Origin of the sequence: Tabrizicola sp. TH137 (assembly GCF_002855575.1) — a bacterium.
GTDB lineage: Bacteria > Pseudomonadota > Alphaproteobacteria > Rhodobacterales > Rhodobacteraceae > Paragemmobacter.
Genome location: NZ_PKRQ01000001.1, coordinates 949,798 through 969,545 on the forward strand (window position 1 = coordinate 949,798; position 19,748 = coordinate 969,545).

Annotated in this window: 12 protein-coding genes; 8 read left to right on the top strand and 4 right to left on the bottom strand. The window is 64.4% G+C overall.

All coding sequences use genetic code 11. The annotated features are described in order from the left end of the window. Window positions 1–294 precede the first annotated feature (294 nt). The gene (locus C0V75_RS04750; RefSeq protein ID WP_158241771.1) at window positions 295–1,248 is read left to right on the top strand and encodes a PleD family two-component system response regulator; all 954 of its coding nucleotides are present in this window, start codon (window positions 295–297) and stop codon (window positions 1,246–1,248) included. Beyond that, window positions 1,245–1,577, top strand: coding sequence for an Hpt domain-containing protein (locus tag C0V75_RS04755; RefSeq protein ID WP_101919708.1), 333 nt, complete (start codon window positions 1,245–1,247; stop codon window positions 1,575–1,577). Before C0V75_RS04750 ends, C0V75_RS04755 begins: the two co-directional genes overlap by 4 nt. Here the strand turns inward: C0V75_RS04755 and C0V75_RS04760 are convergent. The 3 genes from C0V75_RS04760 to C0V75_RS04770 all read right to left on the bottom strand — a co-directional run bounded on the left by C0V75_RS04760 (window position 1,574) and on the right by C0V75_RS04770 (window position 7,831). Beyond that, window positions 1,574–3,610 (bottom strand): PAS domain-containing hybrid sensor histidine kinase/response regulator, encoded by a 2,037-nt coding sequence (locus C0V75_RS04760; protein ID WP_101919709.1) that lies wholly within the window; start codon window positions 3,608–3,610, stop codon window positions 1,574–1,576. The two genes, C0V75_RS04755 and C0V75_RS04760, sit on opposite strands and share 4 nt — an antisense overlap. Before the next feature lie 33 nt (window positions 3,611–3,643). Beyond that, the gene (locus C0V75_RS04765) at window positions 3,644–4,039 is read right to left on the bottom strand and encodes a response regulator (RefSeq protein ID WP_158241772.1); all 396 of its coding nucleotides are present in this window, start codon (window positions 4,037–4,039) and stop codon (window positions 3,644–3,646) included. A 147-nt stretch (window positions 4,040–4,186) separates the two neighbouring features. Next, the gene (locus tag C0V75_RS04770; protein ID WP_216821396.1) at window positions 4,187–7,831 is read right to left on the bottom strand and encodes a PAS domain-containing protein; all 3,645 of its coding nucleotides are present in this window, start codon (window positions 7,829–7,831) and stop codon (window positions 4,187–4,189) included. A gap of 167 nt (window positions 7,832–7,998) precedes the next feature. On the opposite strand from C0V75_RS04770, the gene C0V75_RS04775 reads away from it, so the two are divergent. The 3 genes from C0V75_RS04775 (at window position 7,999) to C0V75_RS04785 (ending at window position 12,206) form a co-directional block, all read left to right on the top strand. Continuing rightward, a complete protein-coding gene (locus C0V75_RS04775) occupies window positions 7,999–9,900 on the top strand; it encodes a heavy metal translocating P-type ATPase (protein WP_101919712.1) in 1,902 nt (633 codons plus the stop codon). 169 nt (window positions 9,901–10,069) lie between these two features. Next, complete coding sequence (locus C0V75_RS04780; RefSeq protein WP_158241773.1) at window positions 10,070–10,705, top strand: transglutaminase-like cysteine peptidase; 636 nt, start codon at window positions 10,070–10,072, stop codon at window positions 10,703–10,705. 109 nt (window positions 10,706–10,814) lie between these two features. Next, window positions 10,815–12,206, top strand: coding sequence for a sulfotransferase (locus tag C0V75_RS04785; RefSeq protein ID WP_101919714.1), 1,392 nt, complete (start codon window positions 10,815–10,817; stop codon window positions 12,204–12,206). A 73-nt stretch (window positions 12,207–12,279) separates the two neighbouring features. On the opposite strand, the gene C0V75_RS23245 is transcribed toward C0V75_RS04785, so the two are convergent. Continuing rightward, a complete protein-coding gene (locus C0V75_RS23245) occupies window positions 12,280–13,779 on the bottom strand; it encodes a hypothetical protein (RefSeq protein WP_216821397.1) in 1,500 nt (499 codons plus the stop codon). 779 nt (window positions 13,780–14,558) lie between these two features. Here C0V75_RS23245 and C0V75_RS04800 point away from each other — a divergent pair. The 3 genes from C0V75_RS04800 to C0V75_RS04810 are packed head-to-tail and all read left to right on the top strand — an operon-like array spanning window position 14,559 to window position 19,646. Beyond that, window positions 14,559–15,179: a TetR/AcrR family transcriptional regulator gene (locus C0V75_RS04800; RefSeq protein WP_254216370.1), complete on the top strand. Its 621-nt coding sequence runs from the start codon at window positions 14,559–14,561 to the stop codon at window positions 15,177–15,179. Window positions 15,180–15,184: 5 nt separating this feature from the next. Next, on the top strand, window positions 15,185–16,354 hold the full coding sequence (locus tag C0V75_RS04805; protein ID WP_101919715.1) for an efflux RND transporter periplasmic adaptor subunit: 1,170 nt from the start codon (window positions 15,185–15,187) through the stop codon (window positions 16,352–16,354). 10 nt (window positions 16,355–16,364) lie between these two features. Next, a complete protein-coding gene (locus C0V75_RS04810; RefSeq protein WP_101919716.1) occupies window positions 16,365–19,646 on the top strand; it encodes an efflux RND transporter permease subunit in 3,282 nt (1,093 codons plus the stop codon). The last annotated feature ends 102 nt before the right edge of the window (window positions 19,647–19,748 follow it).

The window sequence follows — 19,748 nt, forward strand, 5'->3', positions numbered from 1 at the left end:
GGGAAGCGACCTTTCGCATGTCGATTCCGTACTGCTCGGCATTTGCTCAATCGCATGATTTTTCGTCACTTTTCCACAGGACGCGGCCTTGCTGGCAGTTGCAATCCCCATGGGACGGGCGCATCCTCACAGGCAGGCTCACATGACCCTGGTTTGCTGCCTTCCCGGCCTTTAATCACCGTTAACACGTCCTACTTTTGCCGTTATTGAAAGCGACCCTGACAGCGGGGCTAACTGATTTGCGTGTGACCCTTCCACTCGGGGCAACGTGACCAAGGAATGGGACGTGGTGTAATGAGAATACTCGCGATCGACGACGATCCTGTGTTTCTCGAGCTGTTGGCCGGCATGCTCAAGATGATCGGCTACGCACAAGTCACGACCATGCCCTCCGGCGAGGAGGCGCTGCACGAGCTGGATTATTCCGGCACGCTCTACGATTGCATCCTGTCCGACATGCAGATGCCCGACATGGACGGTGCGGCCGTCACCTCGGCGATCCGTTCGCGCACGGCTTACCGCCAGACCCCGATCCTGATGATCACCGCCATGTCCGGCAAGAACGCCGTGGACGAAGCCTTCGCCGCAGGTGCGACCGACTACATCACCAAACCGCTCGACATCATCGAACTCCGCGCCCGGATCGGGATGGTTGATCGGCTGCTCGCCGAACGTCGCCGTCTTGCCGAATTTGCCCGCCTCGTCGGACAGCGCGCCGCCGCAACGGAAATCAAGGCCGAATTCGACACCCCCATCCTCATCCCCGGTTTCGACCGCGGGATCGAGTTTCTGGCGATGGAAAACTACCTCCTCACCCTTGGGGTAAAGCGGATGTATTCCACATCCGCCTTCGCGATCCACGTCAAGAACGCTGGCATCATCTTCAACAAGGCATCCGGGGCAACCTATGTGCAGATGCTCGGCGATGTCGGGGCACAGATCGTGGATGCGCTCAAGACCGAAGAGGTGATGATCGCCTATGCCGGCAGCGGCACCTTCGTCTGCATGACGGAACGTGATCTTGGCCAGTCGCCGGACGATCTCGAAATCCTCATCAACATCGGTCTGATGGATTTCGAAACGATCTACGCCTCTGACCGCCTGCCGGTGCCGCAGGTCCGCGTGGGTGAACCGGCGCGCAGCGCCTTCCTCTCCCCCACCAAACCGACGCGCATCCTGGAACGCGCGATCCAGTCGGCAACGACGCCGCCTGAAAAACGCACGAAGAACGGGCAACTCGTCGCATGACAGCCGTCGGGGTCTGGGCCGGCCAGAACGCCGATCACCCGCTCGCCCGCGCCGAGCAGATGTTCCGCATGGCGGCCGGCGAAAGACTCGATATCCTCGCCTCTGGCTGGATGCGCCTTGAAACGGGCCGCGACGCGGCCCGCGCCCGCAACGACATCCGCATCGTGGCGCACAAGATCGCCGGAGTTGCCGCATCGCTCGGCCATACCCGCCTCGGGCAGGTCGCCGATGATGTCGAACAGCTTTGCACGAAGGAAGCCGCGCATGATGTCCTGCTCCGGTCACTGCGCGAGCTGATGTCCTGCCTCGCCGAACTGACGGAAGATTAGCTCTTCACCACCAGCGACCGGATGGCCTTCGTCACGTCGCTCATCGTCAGCGGCTTTGAAACGCAGCTATCGAAACCCCAGATCAGATATTCCACGATCTGATGCGACATCGCATTTGCGGTAACGGCGATGATTGGCACACGCCCCGATCCTGCGGCCGCCTCGCGCATCCGGATCTCCTCAAGCGCTCCCTTGCCATCCATGACCGGCATCGCAATGTCCAGAAGCACCGCATCGAACTTTCCGGGCTCCCAGGCCTGAACCGCCTGCAACCCGTCATCCACCGTCGTCACCGTCGCCCCGCAACGCGTCAGCATCAGTTCCAGCACGGAACGGTTCGTTCCGTTGTCATCCGCGGCAAGGATACGCAACCCGTCCAGACGCCCATCGACAGACCGCTCCGCCGGCACGGGCGCAGGCTCCGGGGCGGCCTCGGTCACCGGCAGGGGCAGGGTCACCCGGATCGTCGTTCCCACGCCGGGGGCCGATGAAACCCGCACCTCCCCGCCCATCCGGTTCACCAGCGTCCGCGTGATCGCCATGCCCAGCCCGGTGCCGCCAAACCGCCGCGTGACCGAACTGTCCGCCTGGCGAAACTCCTCATGCAGCCGCTCGATCTCTTCGACACTCATGCCGATACCCGTGTCGCGCACCTCAAGCACCAGAGGCGTCCCCAGGCGACCCGAAACCTCGACGGTCACCTCGCCGCGATCCGTGAACTTGATCGCATTGGACACAAGGTTGTGCAGAATCTGCTGCACCCGGAACGGATCACCCATCCGCCGCAACTCGGCCCCGGTGGAGACGAGCACCTCGAAATCCAGGCCCTTCTCATCGGCCTTCAACCGGTGCAGGTCTTCCACCCTCTCGGCCAGTTCGACGGGGCTGAACGGAACATTCTCCAGTTCAAGCTTGCCCGCCTCGATCTTCGACATGTCCAGAATGTCGTTCAGGATGTTCAGCAGGGTCTCGCCGGATTTGCGGATCGTGCCGATCATCCGCTTGTGCTCCGGATCGGTCAGCGCCGCCTCCAGAACCTCCGCCATCCCCAGCACGCCATTCATCGGTGTCCGGATTTCATGGCTCATATTGGCCAGGAACATGGATTTCGTCCGGCTGGCCAGCTCGGCCCGCGCCTTCGCAAGGTAAAGCTCCGTCACGTCGGACCCGACGCCGCGATATCCCAGAAAGACCCCCGACCGGTCAAAGACCGGTTGGCCCGAAATCCGGAACCACCGTTCCACGCCATCGGGCGCGTTCGGCGCACGATAGACGAAGTTTCGAAAGGCCTTGTGTTCGCGCTGGGCAATCAGAACCGACTCCCAATCCGCGCTGGCCCGCACCTCGGGATGGCTTGCCAGCCATTCCTCCCGTGTCCTGCCCAGGATGCTCCCCGCGGTCAGGCCAAGCTGTTCGACATGCTCCGTCCCCGAAAGATAGGAGAAGCGCAGGTTCTGATCCTGTTCCCAAAGCCAGCCGTCGGTAACGGCAGCAATGTCGGAAAACCGCTGTTCCGCATTCGCCCGCTGCGCCAGCGCCTGTTCAAGCTCGGCCTTCGCCCGGATCAGCGCCGCCTCGCGTGACTTCAGTTCCGAAATCTCGATCTGGATGCCCGCCATCACCTTCGGCGTTCCGTCCGGCTTCCGGCGCACCACCCTTGCGCGGTCCAGCACCCAGATCCAATGCCCCGCCCGATGCCGCATCCGGTACTCGGCTTCGTAACTGTCGTCTTCACCCTCGCTGCACCGACGCAGCTCCGCCTCCACCCAATCCTTGTCATCCGGATGGATCAGGGTGCTCCATGTCTCATAGGTGATGAGGGGCAACTCCTTCAGATCATAGCCCAGCATCGCGGCCCAGACGTCATTCACGATCTGTCCGACCGAATCGAAATCCCAAGTCCAGGTTCCGACCTGCGCCCCTTCGATCACGTCCCGCAGACGACGTTCCGCCAGAAGCAGCGCCTCGGGTGTCACCAGGCCCCAATCAGGCTCGGCGCTGGTGCGGCTCGGCTTCTCGGGGTCAGGGGTCATCCGCGCCTTCCAGGGCCAGTGTCGAACCACGGATCACTCCAATTGCAGGATGGATTCGATTGTCGAAAGGAAGGTCTCGGCTGTAAGCGGTTTCGGCAGCACGGCATCAATCAATCCGTCCTGCTTGCGGATGTCCACGCGGTCGGCATCGGCGGTAAAGCGGATCACCGGGGTCGCGGCATTGCTGGAATTTCCGGACCGCAGATAACGAATCACACGGTCACCCGTGATGTGCGGCATGTTGTGGTCGAACAGCATCAGGTCGTATTTCGTGCCCAGCGCCGCCTCCAGCGCGCTGCGCCCGTCCCCGACCACGGTCAATTCGATATTGGGCGCCGCCGAAAGGAACGCCATCACGATCTGCTGATTCACCTCGTCATCCTCCGCAAGAAGGACACGATACTTCTGCTGATACGACGCCGCGTTCATTCGAAAACCCTGTGTGCGATCACTCGTCCGATTCCACGTCATCACAACTCATGGGCGAGAATGTGGTGAAATCGCGGATAGAAATACTTCTTAACACAGAAGCATATTCGGAGAGTCGTTCAAGCAATATTTGGATGGCACATCGCCTCAGTTGCGCAACAGTGTTTTGACTGCATGCAGCAGCTCCTTCCGCTTGAAAGGTTTGGCAAGGTGGGTGTCAAACCCGCCCATGATATAATCCGCCACCTGGTTCGGCATGGCATTGGCAGTCACCGCGATGGCCGGAACCGGGTCCACGCCGCCACGCCCCTCGCGGTCCCGGATTTCCGCCAGTGCGCGCAGGCCGTCCATCACCGGCATCGTGATGTCCAGAAGCAGCAGGTCAAACGGGCTCGCCTGTGCCTGTGCCCTCTCCCAGGCAACCACAGCTTCCTGGCCATTCTCCACCATGGTCGTGCGCAACCCGGTCTGCCCCAGCATCTCTGCAAGAACCATCCTGTTGGTCACATTGTCGTCTGCGATCAGAAGGTTGCGCCCGTTCAGGGCAGTCAGGTCCGGGGCTTCGTCCGGTTCCGGGCCGGCCACCGAACCGATTGCCGCCTCTGCCAACGGGATCACCACCCGCACTTGCGTTCCCTCGCCCGGCCGGCTTTGCAGCGAGATCATCCCCCCCATCAGCAGCACCAGTTGCCGCACGATGGAAAGGCCAAGCCCTGTCCCGCCAAAGCGCCGCGTCATCGACCCGTCCGCCTGCTCGAAACTCTCGAAGACGCGCGACAGCTGGATCTCGGTCATCCCGACGCCGGTATCCGAAACGTCGATGTTGATCGGTTTCCCGGGCTTGCATGAAAGCTTGAGCCGCACCCGTCCCTGCTCGGTGAACTTGATCGCATTGCTCAGAAGGTTGTTCAGGATCTGGGTCAACCTATGCGGGTCACCCATGCGCGGAAGGTCCGCCCCCGCGCTGGTCAGGACCTGCAACTCCAGCCCCTTTTCCTCCGCCTTCACCCGATGCAGCGCCTCGACCTGCGCGAGGACGTCGGAAAGGACCATCGGCACCTCTTCCAGCACCATCTTTCCCGCTTCGATCTTCGACATGTCGAGAATCGAATTCAGAACTGTCAGCAGCGTTTCCCCCGACCGTCGGATCGTCGCCACCATCTGCTTCTGCTCCGGCACCTCGACGATGCTGTCCAGAACCTCGGCCATGCCAAGGACACCATTCAGAGGCGTCCGGATTTCATGGCTCATATTGGCCAGGAAGATGGATTTCGCGCGGCTCATCTCTTCCGCCCTTGAACGCGCCTCTTCCAGTCGCGCCGTCGAGGCCAGTTCATCCGTGATATCCGAGAAGGACACCACCACCTGCTGCCCGCCATCCAGCGGAGTCAGCGGCACTGCATTGGCCGAAAGCACCCGCCGCGTCCCGTCCGCCAGATGCACGGCAAAGCGGATATCCCGCACGATCCCGCCCTGCGCCATAGCCAGCCGGAAAGGCAACTCGTCATCCGGCAACGGCGATCCATCCACCCGCTGCAATTTCCAGCCCGGATCGTTATAGGCCCGTCCTCGCAACTGGGATCGTTCCAGCCGCAGGATGCGCTCCGCCTCCTGGTTGGCATAGGTGATCGCGCCGCGCTCGTTCAGCACCGCAAGCGCGGCGATCGAGGTATCCATGACCTCCGAAAGATAGGCGCGCCCGGTCTGAAGTTGCCGTTCCAGCCGCTTCCGGTCGGAAATGTCCAGATGCACCCCCGCCATCCGCAAGGGCGTGCCATCCGCTGCACGCTCCGTCACCTGCGATCTGGACAGGACCCAGGTCCACCCGCCGTCATCATGCCGCAGCCGGAACTCGATCTCGCTGAAGCTGTCATCGGTTCCCATCTCGGTGCGGAACGGATTCGGCAGCAGCGTCACATCTTCCGGATGCACCGAGGCGCGGAACTCGGCCAGAGAGAAAACCCCCGGCTCCGCGGCCGTGCGGCCCAGCATCTCTGCCCATCTTCCGCCGACATGCAGGACATCCGCGCTGATGTCCCACTCCCAGGTTCCCACCGCGGCGCCGTCGATGATGCTGCGCAGATTGCGCTCCGCCTGGTCGCGTTCGGCAAGCGCGGCGCTCAGTTCCTGATTGGCTGCGTCGAGGGCCGCAATCTGGTTGTGCCGTGCCGTCACGTCGATGGCGATGGCAACGATGCCCCCGTCCGAGGTGCGTGTATGCAGCCGCCGCATCCACCGCCCGTCGGGAAGCTGGATCTCATCCTGATCGAACGGCTTGCGATAGGCCGCCATCCGCTTGGCCACCCAGGCCTCGCGTTCCTCCTCCGTCTCGCAGGGTCCGAAGACGCCAAGCTCCACACCCTTCCGCAGGATCGATTCGAGGCTCGCTCCCTCGCCGGCAAAGGGCGCAAGCTGCGGCACCATCTCGTGATAGGCGCTATTGGCGACGACCACGCGCTCCTTGTCATCCACGATGATCACCGCATCCGGCAGCGCGCGCACAGCATTCTCCAGCCGTTCGCGCGCCTCGGTCGCGCTGCGGGCCAGTTCGGCCATGGCGGCCTCCTGCTCCTTCAACTGTGTCACGACCGTCTCGATGGTCACGAACCCGGCCAGATCCCCCTGCGCGTCATGCAGCGGCACCACGTTGAAATCTATCCAGTAGCGATTGCCCCAGCGATCCTGGTTGATCGTGGTTCCCGAATAGGCTTCGCGCAGGCGGATGGCATCATGCACGGCTTCGGCATTCATCGGGTCGATCCCCGGTGCCCGGACGATGTCCCCCAGATAGCGCCCGCGCACCTCTTCCAGGGTCCAGCCCGTCTGCCGCTCGAAAGCCGCGTTGCACCAGACGATGTTCTCATCAAGGTCGATGATGCACACCAGATTGGACATCGATTCGACGATCTTGCCCAGTTGCGTCAGCTCGTCCCGCATCCGGGTATCCGCGGTCACGTCGCGCACAAGGAAGATCACGCTGGGCTGCGTGTCGGGCGTATCCGACGGCTTCACCGCCCCTGTCAGTTCAAACCAGTGCGGCCCATCCGGCAGGTCCAGACGGTAGCGGACTCCGTCCACCCGCCCGGTGGCCAGCGCCTGTTCAAGCGCCCCTTGCACCAGCTTGGCCACCTTCTGGGGCAGCAGTTCCGCGAAACTCTTGCCCCGCAGCGCTTCGGGCGGCGCAATCATCAGATGCGCCGGCCCGGCAACAAACTCGGCAAATCGCCCGTCAGCCGTCACTTCGAACAGAAGGTCGGGCAGGGCGGCCAGCGTCGCCTCCAGACGGCGCGTCGTATCCAGATAGCGACGTTCGGTCTCGCGCCGCGCCAGCACGGTTTCCAGAACCTCCGCCGCCGCCTTCATCCTGTCGATCTGCAACGGGCCGAAATCCGTCCGTGGCGTGGCATAGACAAAGGCCAGAACGCCGGTCAACCGCCCGTCCTCGTTGATCGGCAACGCCAGCAATGCCCCGCAGGCCAGCACCTCTTTCAACGGATGATCGTCGGGCAGGGCGGTCCGGTCGGCCACATAGGCGGGCAGATTTGCGGTCAGATCCGGAAGAAAGGGCTGAACCAGAAGATCCTGGTCGCAGGTGACGGGCGAAAGTCCCGGCGCCATGTAGCTAAATCTTTTGCGAAGGTGGCCGTCTTCCATACGGAAGAGACAGGCCCAGCCCGCGCCGGATACCTCTGCCAAACGTCCGATAGACCGTGTCACGGCCTGGTCGAGATTTGGCAAGGGCGTCCGCACCAGCTCGTTGAGCATGCGCACAACCGAAATCTCTTCGGGCACCCCGACCTCCTGCACTGCGCCCGCAGGGAAATCCCTGCTGCGCCACCCCCGAAGGTTCATAAACATCAACCGATCTTGAATCACAATATCCCCGCGGTTGAATGCACCGTTCCCGTATTGCGCCTTATCCGCTTGCTGCGCCGCTTCACGGGGATAATCATGCAAACATGAAGGAATTGTTGACAGACGGCCGACTCGGCCTGCCCATGACGGCCATCACATTGGTCGGCATGGCCCTGGTCCTTTGTGATTCCTTTCTCCTGCCCTTGCCCCCGAAACTGGCCGATGCCGCGCTCTGGTCCGTCTATCTTGCCGGGGGCATTCCAGCCGCGCTTTCCGCCCTCCGCGCGCTCTGGGTAGACCATATCCTCGACATCGACCTGCTCATGGTCATCGCCGCTCTTGCCGCCGCCGCCGTGGGCGCGGCCGTCGAAGGCGCGGTCCTTCTCACGCTCTTCTCCCTCTCGGGCACCCTGGAGGAAAGGGCCATGGGCAAGGCCCGCCGCGCGGTCGAGGCGCTGATGGCCCTGCGCCCGGAAACCGCGATCCGCCGCAAGGCGGATGGCAGCACCGAAGAAGTGGCCGTCGCCCAGCTCGCCATCGGCGACACGGTCATCCTGCGCCCGGGCGCGCGCGTGCCGGTGGACGGCACGCTGATCGAAGGCGAAGGCGCCCTGGATGAATCCTCGATCACGGGCGAGTCGATCCCCGCGCAAAAGGCCCCCGGCGCAAAGCTGCACGAAGCAACGGTCAACCTGACCGCCATCCTCGCCCTGCATGTGGACCGCCCGCTGTCGCAATCCACCGTGGCCCGCATGATCCGCATGGTGACCGAGGCCCAGGCGATGAAGGCCCCGTCCGAACGTTTCTCGGAATGGTTCGGTCAGCGCTATACCGTGGCGGTCCTTCTCGGCTCCACCTTGCTCTTCCTCCTCTTCATCCGCCTCGGCATGCCCGAGGCGGACGCCCTCTATCGCGCCGCCACCATCCTTGTGGCCGCGAGCCCCTGCGCCGTGGTCATCTCCGTTCCGGCCGCCATCCTTTCCGCCCTGTCCGCAGCCGCCCGGGGTGGGGTCCTGTTCAAGGGAGGGGCGGCGCTGGAACGCTTGGCCGAAGTCCGCACCTTCGCCTTCGACAAAACCGGCACCCTCACCACCGGCAAGGCTGAAGTCACGCAGATCATCCCGCTCCAGGGTCCGCCCTCCGCCCTTCTTGCCCTCGCCGCCGGGCTCGAGTCGCAGTCGGAACACCCCATCGCCGCCGCCATCCGCCGCGCGGCCGAGGCTCAGGGTCTGACGCCGCTTTCCGTAACAGAAGTCAATTCCAATCCCAGCGAAGGCATCACAGGCCTTAACGACGGCGCGCAGGTCTGGGCCGGAAACCCGCGCATGCTGCAAAGGATGCAGGCGGCCGGGGATCACCCCGCCCTTTCCGCCGTTCAGGACGGGGCGGAAACCGTGGTCTATTTCGGGACCGGCAAAAAACTTCTGGGTGTCATCACCGTGGCCGACCAGCCGCGCGAAACCTCGCGCCTTGGGCTTCAGGCTCTCCGCGCCGCCGGTATCACCCGGCTGTGCATGATGACGGGCGACCGCCGCCCGGTCGCGCTCCGCATCGGGGCGGCGCTTGGCCTCGCGCCGCAGGACATTCACGCCGATCTTCTCCCCGGCGAAAAGGTCCGTCTTGTCGATGATCTCGCCCGCGAGGGGCCGGTCGCCTATGTCGGCGATGGCGTGAACGACGCCGCCGCGCTGGCCCGCGCCGATGTGGGCATCGCCATGGGCGCCGCCGGAAGCGAAGTCGCCTTGCAGGCTGCGGAAGTGGCGCTCCTGTCCGAAAACATGGAACGGCTTGCCGCCGCCCACCACCTCGCGCGCCGGACGGCGCGGATCATCCGCCAGAACCTCGCCTTCGCCCTGGGTGCGATGGTGGTCCTCGTGATCGGAGGATTGTTCTTCGATCTTCCCCTTCCCCTCGCCGTGATCGGGCACGAGGGGGGCACGCTTCTCGTCGTTCTGAACGGTTTGCGGCTGCTCTTCGACCCCATCCGAACGGATGCACGCAACTGATGCTAAATCATAACCAATAGGCGAGAAAACCCGCTAACTACCTCTATTGGTTGCAATTCTGCCCAGTCCTGGTCGCAGAGATGTGCCGATATTGCCCCGTTTCGGCCCCAACCACGCCCCGCGGGAAATGTCCCCTGTACTCGCTGCTCTGCCATTCCTGGGGACTACCATGCTCGCTCGCCTGTTCCACCACTCTCATGCCCGTGCGCCTCGCACCGGTATCGCGTGGCTCGCCATCGTGATCGGCCTTTCGTCAACGATGCCTGCCCTCGCCATCGACGCGCGCCGCCCGACCGTGGACATGATCCCGATCCGGGCCGAGGCACATCCGCCGCCCGGCGCCCGTGGCCTCTGCGCCACCTATGACTGGGCTTGCGCGACCTCCGGTCAGTTCCTGCCCATCGGTGAAAGCGTCATGCAGACGGTGCGCGCCGTCAATTCCAAGGCGAACCGCATCATCCGCCCGGTCTCCGACATCAATCAGTACCGCATCGCGGAACGCTGGTCGCTGCCGACCGCGCGCGGCGGGGATTGCGAAGATTACGCACTTTACAAGAAACGCGAACTGATCCGCGCCGGCATTCCGGCCGAACAGCTCCTCATCGCCGCGGTGCTCGATCGCAAGCGTCAGTCCCATGCGGTCCTGATCCTTCGCACCGGCACACAGGATCTCGTCCTCGACAACATGACCTCGCGCATCCTTCCCTGGCACAAGACGGGTTACACCTTCCTGCGTCTGCAAGATCCGCGCCAACCCGCGCGCTGGGTGTCGGTCATGGCGGGCGGGATGCTTCCCAATAGCTGACCGGAACGCGCAATCCCCCGCCTGTCCATCGCCACTGCCGAACGGGCGCATTGACGCGTCAGGTCCAGCGAGGCCTTATCGCGCGGGATCACAAGACCAAGAAACGGACATGAGCGTGAGCAGTCTGGAAAAAGCCCTCGCCGAGCGCTGCGAGGACGCCGGAGAGGCCGAGGAGGACGGCCGCTTCGAACAGGCCATAATCCTCTGCAACGAAGTCACCCGCATCGACCGCAAGCAGCCGCAGGTCTGGAAGATACGCACCCGCGCCTTCATCGGGATGGAACGGCTCGACCTTGCCCTCGAAAACGCGCGCGAGGCGTCCAAGCTCTTTCCCGGCTCGATCACGCACCGCATCATGCAGGCACGGATTCACGTCCTCGCCCGCCGCTGGGACAAGGCCTCGGCCATCTATCGCGCCATCCTGCGCGACACGCCCGTCCATCTGAACTCGATCCGAGAATTGATGGATTTCGAAAACATCGCCCCGGACGATGACATCTATCACCGTCTCGCCAAGGCCGCCGACGACCCCGAAATGAAGGCCTATGATCGCGCCTCCACCTGGTTCCTGCGTGCCCAGATCCACATGGTCGCTGGCGAAGACGACATGGCCTTCCGCCTCTTCGACGAAGGCAACCGCCGGATGCGCGACGAGGTGCATGAAAACCGCCGCCTCGAATACGCGTTCAGCCGCCTTCTTCCGGAACTCGATGCCGCCTTCCAGCGGCGATATTCCCCGATGAAGGCACCCGATCCCTGCCCGCTTCTGGTGATCGCGGGGCTGCCGCGCTCGGGAAAGACCCTTCTGGAAAAGCTGCTCGGTTCGCAAAGCGCGCTCTTCGCCGTGGGCGAGACCTCGGTTCTCTACAACCTGTTCCTCGATGTCGATCGGACAGGCGGCGCCGATGGCACGATGCAGGCCCTCCGCGCCTTGCCCGGCCAGCCGATCCGCGATCACTTTGCCGACCGTCTGAAACATGGGCCGAAGAAGTCCGCGCTGCGCTGCATCGACACCACGCCGGGCAGCCTTGAACAGCTTGGCCTGCTCGGGCCGCTGCATCCGGATGTGCCCATCATCTTCGTCCGTCGCGACCCGCGCGATCTCGCCGCCTCGCTCTATTTCAAGCAGTTCAACAAGGCGCATCGCTACACCTACGATCTCGGCACGGCCGCCCGCGCCATCGCCCGCACCGAATTTCTCGCGCGGCGCTGGATGGCCACGATGCCCAATCCCATGGCCGAAATCCGCTATGAAGAGATGGTCGCCGATCCCGTCGGCACCGCCACCCGCCTGCTCACCCAGTTCGGCCTTCCGGTCGAGGATGCTGCCCTCCGCCAGGCCGCCGGCGATGACGGCCGCGCGCTGAACCTTCTGCCGGGGCGGTCGCTGGATGGCGTCGGCGCGATCCGGGCCGATCTGGTGGGGTTCTCGGAGCGGTTTGCCCGGCAGCTCGAACCGGTGCTGCCCGCCTATGAGGCCGAAAGGCGCGATCTCGGCTGATCCATAACGGCTGATCGGAAAAGCGAAAGCCCGCACCGAGATGCGGGCTTTCCTGTTTTATCACAAGCTGGCCTCAGGTGTTGCAGCCACCGCCGCCGCCATTGCCGCCGCCCGAGCCGCCGCCATTGCCGCCACCCGAACCGCCACCGTTGCCGCCACCCGAGCCGCCGCCATTGCCGCCACCCGAGCCGCCGCCATTGCCGCCACCCGAGCCGCCGCCATTGCCGCCGCCCGAACCGCCGCCATTGCCGCCGCCCGAACCGCCGCCATTGCCGCCGCCCGAACCGCCGCCATTGCCGCCGCCCGAACCGCCGCCGTTGCCGCCGCCCGAACCGCCGCCATTGCCGCCACCCGAGCCGCCGCCGTTGCCGCCACCCGAACCGCCACCATTGCCGCCGCCGGAGTTCCCGCCATTGCCGCCGGAGTTGCCCCCATTGCCACCGGAGTTCCCACCATTGCCGCCGGAGTTGCCCCCGTTGCCACCGGAGTTCCCACCATTGCCGCCGGAGTTGCCCCCGTTGCCGCCGGAGTTCCCACCATTGCCACCGGAGTTGCCCCCGTTGCCACCGGAGTTCCCGCCATTGCCGCCGGAATTACCCCCGTTGCCACCGGAGTTCCCGCCATTGCCGCCGGAATTACCCCCGTTGCCTCCGGAGTTCCCCCCGTTGCCGCCGGTGTTGCCCCCGTTGCCGCCGGAGTTCCCGCCATTGCCGTCCCCGGACTCCGAGTTGTCGCCATTCGAGTCACCCGAATCTTCGGGATCATGCGGGTCACTCGGGCCGGACGGCCCTGTCGGGCCCGACGGATCGCTGGGACCAGACGGCCCGGTCGGACCCGAAGGATCGCTGGGGCCAGACGGCCCTGTCGGACCCGACGGATCGCTGGGACCGGACGGCCCGGTCGGACCCGACGGATCGCTGGGACCGGACGGCCCGGTCGGACCCGACGGATCGCTGGGGCCAGACGGCCCGGTCGGGCCCGAAGGATCGCTGGGACCGGACGGCCCGGTCGGACCCGAAGGATCGCTGGGACCAGACGGCCCTGTCGGACCCGAAGGATCGCTGGGACCGGACGGCCCTGTCGGACCCGAAGGATCGCTGGGACCAGACGGCCCGGTCGGGCCCGAAGGATCGCTCGGGCCGGTCGGACCGGTCGGTTCGCTGGGATTGGTCGGGATCGTCGGATCCGAGCCATCGGTCGGTTCAGTGGGCGTATCGCCGTCGTCCTCGTCATCGGGCGTGTCGTTCGGCGGGCCTTCCGTAGGCCGATCTGCCACGGTCGAGACCGTGCCGGTCGGCCCGATCAGCAGGCCAGCCAGATCGCCGCACTCGTTCTGCACATATTCAAAGATGCGCAGATAGTCCGGCCGCTTGCGCAGCTCCGCCAGAAGCGCCTCGTTCAGCGGTTCCTCTTCAAGGATCTCGCACCACTCTTCATCGTCGATGGACAACGACTGAACTTCGGCGCCTGCGGTATTCGGCAGGATGAACAGCGTTCCCATGATGATGAAGGCAGAGCCGAAACCGGCAACCTTGCCCCTTTTCGGGATATAGCGCGAACGACGTGACTTCATGACCGTAACTCCTGGCGATCGGTGCATCCCAACGGATGGGATGGCATTAACTTTCGTTAACGCGAGGACAGCCTTCCGGTCAAATTTTCGCCTTAATTATGCCTTTTGCCTCTCCAAAATACGCCGTAATTCACGCCCTACGGTATTGTGATATCGCAAAGCACAACCTATGCGTGCAAGCTGTTTAAGCACGGTCAACAGTGCCGACCCCCGAGGAAACGAATCACGTCGCACACCAGGATTTCCCCCCGTCAACCAGCGTTCTGGGACCTTGATGAGGCCATAAACCTCAGTTTAGGGCAGCAAACCCCCTGAAAAAGCCTCAATTCGGCCAAATTCGTGGCACCAAGGTCACATTATGGCCAAACTTGGGCGCCAACCGCCGCCCGCGCCATCCTCCCCGCCGCCCAGCTTCACCCGAGCTCACGGCCAAACTCCCCCCATGGCCGCCGCCGCGCCCCGCCCATCCCGAGGGGCGAAACGAGCGCGCCCATGACGCCGCCCACCCCACGGAAACCCGGACAGGCGCTGCGCTCCGGCCTGCCCCAAAAGCAAATAACCCGCAACCTTCAATTGCGCTGCAATTGCATCTTATAATCTCCAGTTAGTAACCGCTAATTTCGCAATGCGCAAAGAAAGGCCCGGTCGTACCCTTCCGAAACCGGTCCACGCCGGTACTCCCGCCGAAGAATCCCCTTGACGCTGCGGGCAGGGTCTCTATGTGTGAATGAACGTTCATTCTCCCTCCCGAACCCCGCCCCGAACCCCGCAAGGCTTCCGTGAACCAGCCAGACCGCACTCCGCCGCAATCCGAAGTCCGCGCCGTCGAGATCCTCGAAGGCGTCCGCCTCGCTTTTGCGGAGAAAGGCTTCGACGGGGCCTCGATGCAGGATCTCGCCCGCACCTGCGGCATGAGCGTGGGGAACTTCTACCGCTACTTCCCCTCCAAGGCCGCCATCGTGGCTGCCCTCGTCACCCGCGATCTGGCAGAAGTCGAAGAGGAATTCAGCAAGATCATCGAAAGCCCCGATCCGATGCGCACCCTGCGCGAAGCCCTGCGCTACAGGATCGAGGAAGACCAGTGCAACGCCGATGGCCAGCTTTGGGCCGAAGTCACCGCCGCCTCCCTCCGCAAACCCGAGATCGCCGAAATCACCCGGCAGATGGAGACGGAAGTCGGCCGCTATCTTTGCATCGTCTTCGCCCGCGTGAAGGGCATCTCCTTCGAAGAAGCGCAGGCCACTTACGGCGCCCATGCCAGCCTTCTGGTGATGATGGTCAAGGCCAGCGCCATGCACCGCAGCCAGACACCCGAGGCGCGGGAACATCTGACTGCCCTCACCATCCGTACTGCGAACCGCATTCTCGATGAAATCGTCAGCGACGATCTGAAAGGTTGATCCCCATGCGTGCCCTGTTGGTCGCCTCCGCCCTCCTCTCCGCCCTCGCCTTCTCCACGCCGCTGCGCGCCGCAGACGAAACCGCCGTGGAACCGGCCCCCACACTTCCCGCCATCACCGTCTCCACCGTCGAGACGCGCCTTCTGCGCGACCGCGTCATCGTCTCTGGTCTGGTGAACCCGGTCGAAGAGGTGCAGGTCGCCCCGCTCATCGAAGGCCAACCCATCGAAACGCTCCTCGCCGATGTCGGCGACTGGGTCACCGAGGGGCAGGTCCTCGCCACCCTCTCCAAGACCACCCTCGAACTCCAGAAAAGCCAGTATCAGGCCTCGCTCGCCTCGGCCGAAGCCACCATCGCCCAGTCCGAAGCGCAGCTTCTGGAAGCCCAGGCCTCCGCCGATGAGGCGCAGCGCGTCAACGAACGCACCGCCGCGCTCAAGGCGCAGGGCACCGCCTCGCAGGCCGCCGCCGATCAGGCCAGCGCGAATGCCATCGCCTCCACCGCCCGCGTCACCGTCGCCGTCCAGTCGCTCGAAGCGGCGCGCGCACAGCTTTCGCTGGTGCAGGCCCAACTCGCCAATGTCGATCTGCAATTGTCACGGACCGAGGTGAAGGCCCCCGTCGCCGGCGAAATCACCCGCCGCAACGCGGTGATCGGCTCCATCGCCTCCGGCGCGGGTCAACCCATGTTCACGCTCATCCGCGACGGCGCGCTCGAACTCTCCGGCGACGTGGCCGAGATCGACCTGATGCGCCTTGCTCCTGGCCAGACCGTCAGCATGATCGCCGTCGGCGCACCCGATCGGCTGACCGGCACGGTCCGGCTGGTGGAACCGACCATCGACACCACCACCCGACTTGGCCGCGCCCGCATCACCATCGACGAACCCGATGGGGTCCGCGCCGGGATGTTCATGGATGCCGAAATCCTCGTTGCCGAACGGGAAACCATCGCCGTGCCGGTGACGGCTGTCGGCGCCTCCTCCGAAGGCAGCACGGTGATGAAGGTCACCGACGGCACCGTCGCCCGCATTCCCGTCAAGACCGGTATCCGCGATGGCGGCTGGATCGAGATCGTCGAGGGCCTCTCGCCCGGCGATACCGTGGTCACCAAGGCAGGCGCCTTCGTCCGTGATGGCGACAAGATCAACCCCGTCCCCGTGGCGATGAACTGAGGTTTCCGCGATGAACTTCTCCGCCTGGTCCATCCGCAACCCCGTCGCCCCGCTTCTGGCCTTCGTTCTGCTTCTCGTGCTGGGCTGGCAAAGCTTCAACTCCCTGCCCATCACCCGCTTCCCAAATATCGACGTCCCGCTCGTCGCCGTGACGGTCAACCAGTCCGGCGCCGCCCCGGCGGAACTGGAAACGCAGGTCACCAAGGAAATCGAGGATGCCGTCGCCGGCATCACCGGGGTCAAGAACGTCGTCTCCACCGTCACCGACGGCACCTCGACCACCGTGGTCGAATTCCGCATGGAAGTGCCCACGGACAAGGCGGTGCAGGACACCAAGGATGCCATCGACCAGATCCGCGGCGACCTGCCCGGCTCAATCGAGGCACCCGTCGTCACCCGCATCGACGTCGAAGGTCAGGCCATCATGACCTTCGCCGTCTCCGCCCCCGACATGACGATCGAGGAACTCTCCTGGTTCGTCGATGACACCGTGATCCGCAGCCTTCAGGGCCAGCCCGGCATCGGGCGGGTGGATCGTTACGGCGGGGCCGAGCGCGAAATCCGCATCGAACTCGATCCCGTGAAACTCGACAGCTACGGGATCACCGCCAGCGCGGTGAACAGCCAGCTCCGCGCCACCAACGCCAATCTCGGCTCCGGCCGCTCCGAACTCGGCGCCGCCGAACAGGCCATCCGCACCCTCGGCGATGCCCGGACCGTGGAACGGCTGGCCAACACCACCATCGCCCTTCCCTCCGGCCGCCATGTCCGCCTGTCCGATCTCGGCCAGGTCAACGACACCTATGAAGAACTCCGCTCCTTCTCGCGGCTGAACGGCGAACAGGTTGTCACCTTCGCCGTCTTCCGCGCCAAGGGTGCCTCCGAGGTGTCCGTTGCCGAAGTCGTCAATGCCGAACTCGACCAGCTCCGCACCGCGCATCCCGAGGTGCAGATCAAGCTCGTCGATGAAACCGTCTTCTACACCTATGGCAACTACGAAGCCGCCCTTCACACCCTGATCGAAGGTGCCATCCTCGCCGTACTCGTCGTGCTGGCCTTCCTCAAGAACTGGCGCGCCACGCTGATCTCCGCCGTCGCCCTGCCGCTTTCGGCGATCCCCACCTTCTATGTGATGGATCTTCTGGGCTTCTCGCTGAACCTCGTCAGCTTCCTCGCCATCACGCTGGCCACCGGCATCCTGGTCGATGACGCGATCGTGGAGGTGGAGAACATCGCCCGCCACATCCGGATGGGCAAGTCGCCCTACCGTGCCGCCATCGACGCCGCCGATGAGATCGGCCTCGCCGTCATCGCCACCTCCTTCACCATCGTCGCGGTCTTCGTGCCGGTCTCCTTCATGCCCGGCATCCCCGGCCAGTATTTCCGGCAATTCGGCCTGACTGTGGCCATCGCCGTCCTCTTCTCGCTTGTCGTGGCCCGCCTCATCACGCCGATGATGGCCGCCTATCTGATGCGCGCCAAGGATGCCGAGGAAAAGCACAGCGAAGACGGCCCCATGATGAAGGGCTATCTCCGCCTCGTCCGCGCCACCACCTCGGGCCGCTTCCTCTTCATCCCGGCCCGCTACCTGACGCTGGTCGGCGCCATCGCCGTGCTGGCCGTCTCCATCCACTTCATGCTCAAGGTCCCCGGCAGCTTCATCCCGCCGGAAGACGTCAGCCGCATTCCGATCTCGGTCGAACTGCCCCCCGGCACGACCCTGGCCGAAACCGACCGCACCACACAGCAGATGGTTGACGTGATCCGCGATGTCGAAGGCGTGGAAAACGTCTTCGTCCTCGGCGGCTCATCGCCCACGGGTGACCGCGACATCCGCCGCGCCTCCGTGACGGTGCTCCTGCAAAGGCTCGACCATTCGCTCCTGCTGAAACTCTCGCAGATCGCGAATGCCATTCCCGTTGTCGGACTTGTCGTCCCCGATGTCGAAAACACCGGTCGCACCATCCCTCAGAACGAGGTGGAGGCGGAAATCTTCAAGCGCCTCGCCGCCGTCCCCGATATCCGCGCCTTCAAGCTGAACGACCGGGGCGAACGCGACCTGTCTTTCTCCATCCTCGCCGATAACGAGGCTGATCTGAATACCGCCGTTGCCCGCCTCGAAGAGGCGCTTTCCGGCGATCCCTTGCTGGCCAATGTCGCCTCCGAAGGCGCGCTGCCCCGCCCGGAAATCCAGATCACCCCGCGTGCCAACGAAGCCGCCCGCCTGGGCATCACCACCGCCCAGATTGCCGAGGTTGTCCGCGTGGCCACCATCGGCGACGTGGATGCCGCGCTGGCCAAGCTGTCCATCGACAACCGCCTGATCCCTGTCCGGGTGCGCCTGAACGACGCCAGCCGCGAAGATCTCACCCGCATCGGGTCGCTGAAACTCACCACGGCGACCGGGGCCACCGTTCCCCTTTCTGCCGTGGCCGATATCGCCATCGCCGAAGGCCCCTCCACCGTGGACCGTCTCAACCGCGAACGCCGCGCCACCATCGGGGCCAACCTGCCCGTGGGCGTGGCGCTGGGGACCGCGACCGCCCGCTTCAACGAAATCATCGCCAGTGTCGAACTCCCCCCCGGCGTCCGGGTGCAAGAAGCCGGCGATGCCGAGGTGCAGCAGGAACTCATGGCCGCCTTCGGCAATGCCATGATCCTCGGCCTGATGCTGGTGCTGACAGTGCTGATCCTCCTCTTCAAATCGGTGATCCAGCCCTTCACCATCCTCTTCTCCCTCCCCCTCGCCATCGGCGGGGTGGCGGCGGCGCTGATCCTCACGAACTCGGCCCTCTCCATGCCGGTGCTCATCGGGATCCTGATGCTCATGGGGATCGTGACGAAGAACGCCATCCTCCTGATCGACTTCGCGATCGAGATGCGCAATCAGGGCATGTCGCGGTTTGAGGCGGTGATCGAGGCAGGGCACAAACGCGCCCGCCCCATCGTGATGACCTCCATCGCCATGTCCGCCGGGATGCTTCCCTCCGCGCTGGGCGTGGGTGAAGGCGGCTCCTTCCGCGCGCCCATGGCGACGGCGGTGATCGGCGGCATCATCGTCTCCACCGTTCTGTCGCTGGTCATCGTCCCGGCCTTCTTCCTGATCATGGATGATCTGTCGCGCGTCGTGACCCGCTTTTTCAGCCGCATCATCGGCCCGAAAGAGGCAGAACCCGAGGAACCGCCCGCCCATGTCCTCGCCGAACGGATCGACGCCTTGGGTCAGCGTCTGGCCGAAATCGAAACGCGCCCCTCCCCGCCCTCAAGGCCCAGCCTCCACGTGGCCGAATAGGCGAAGACACAGCCGAAACCGTGAAAGGATGGCACCCGCTGCCATCCTTTCGCTTTTCTGCCGTCAACTTTAACGGATATGAACGTCCCGGCAGGCAAAGCA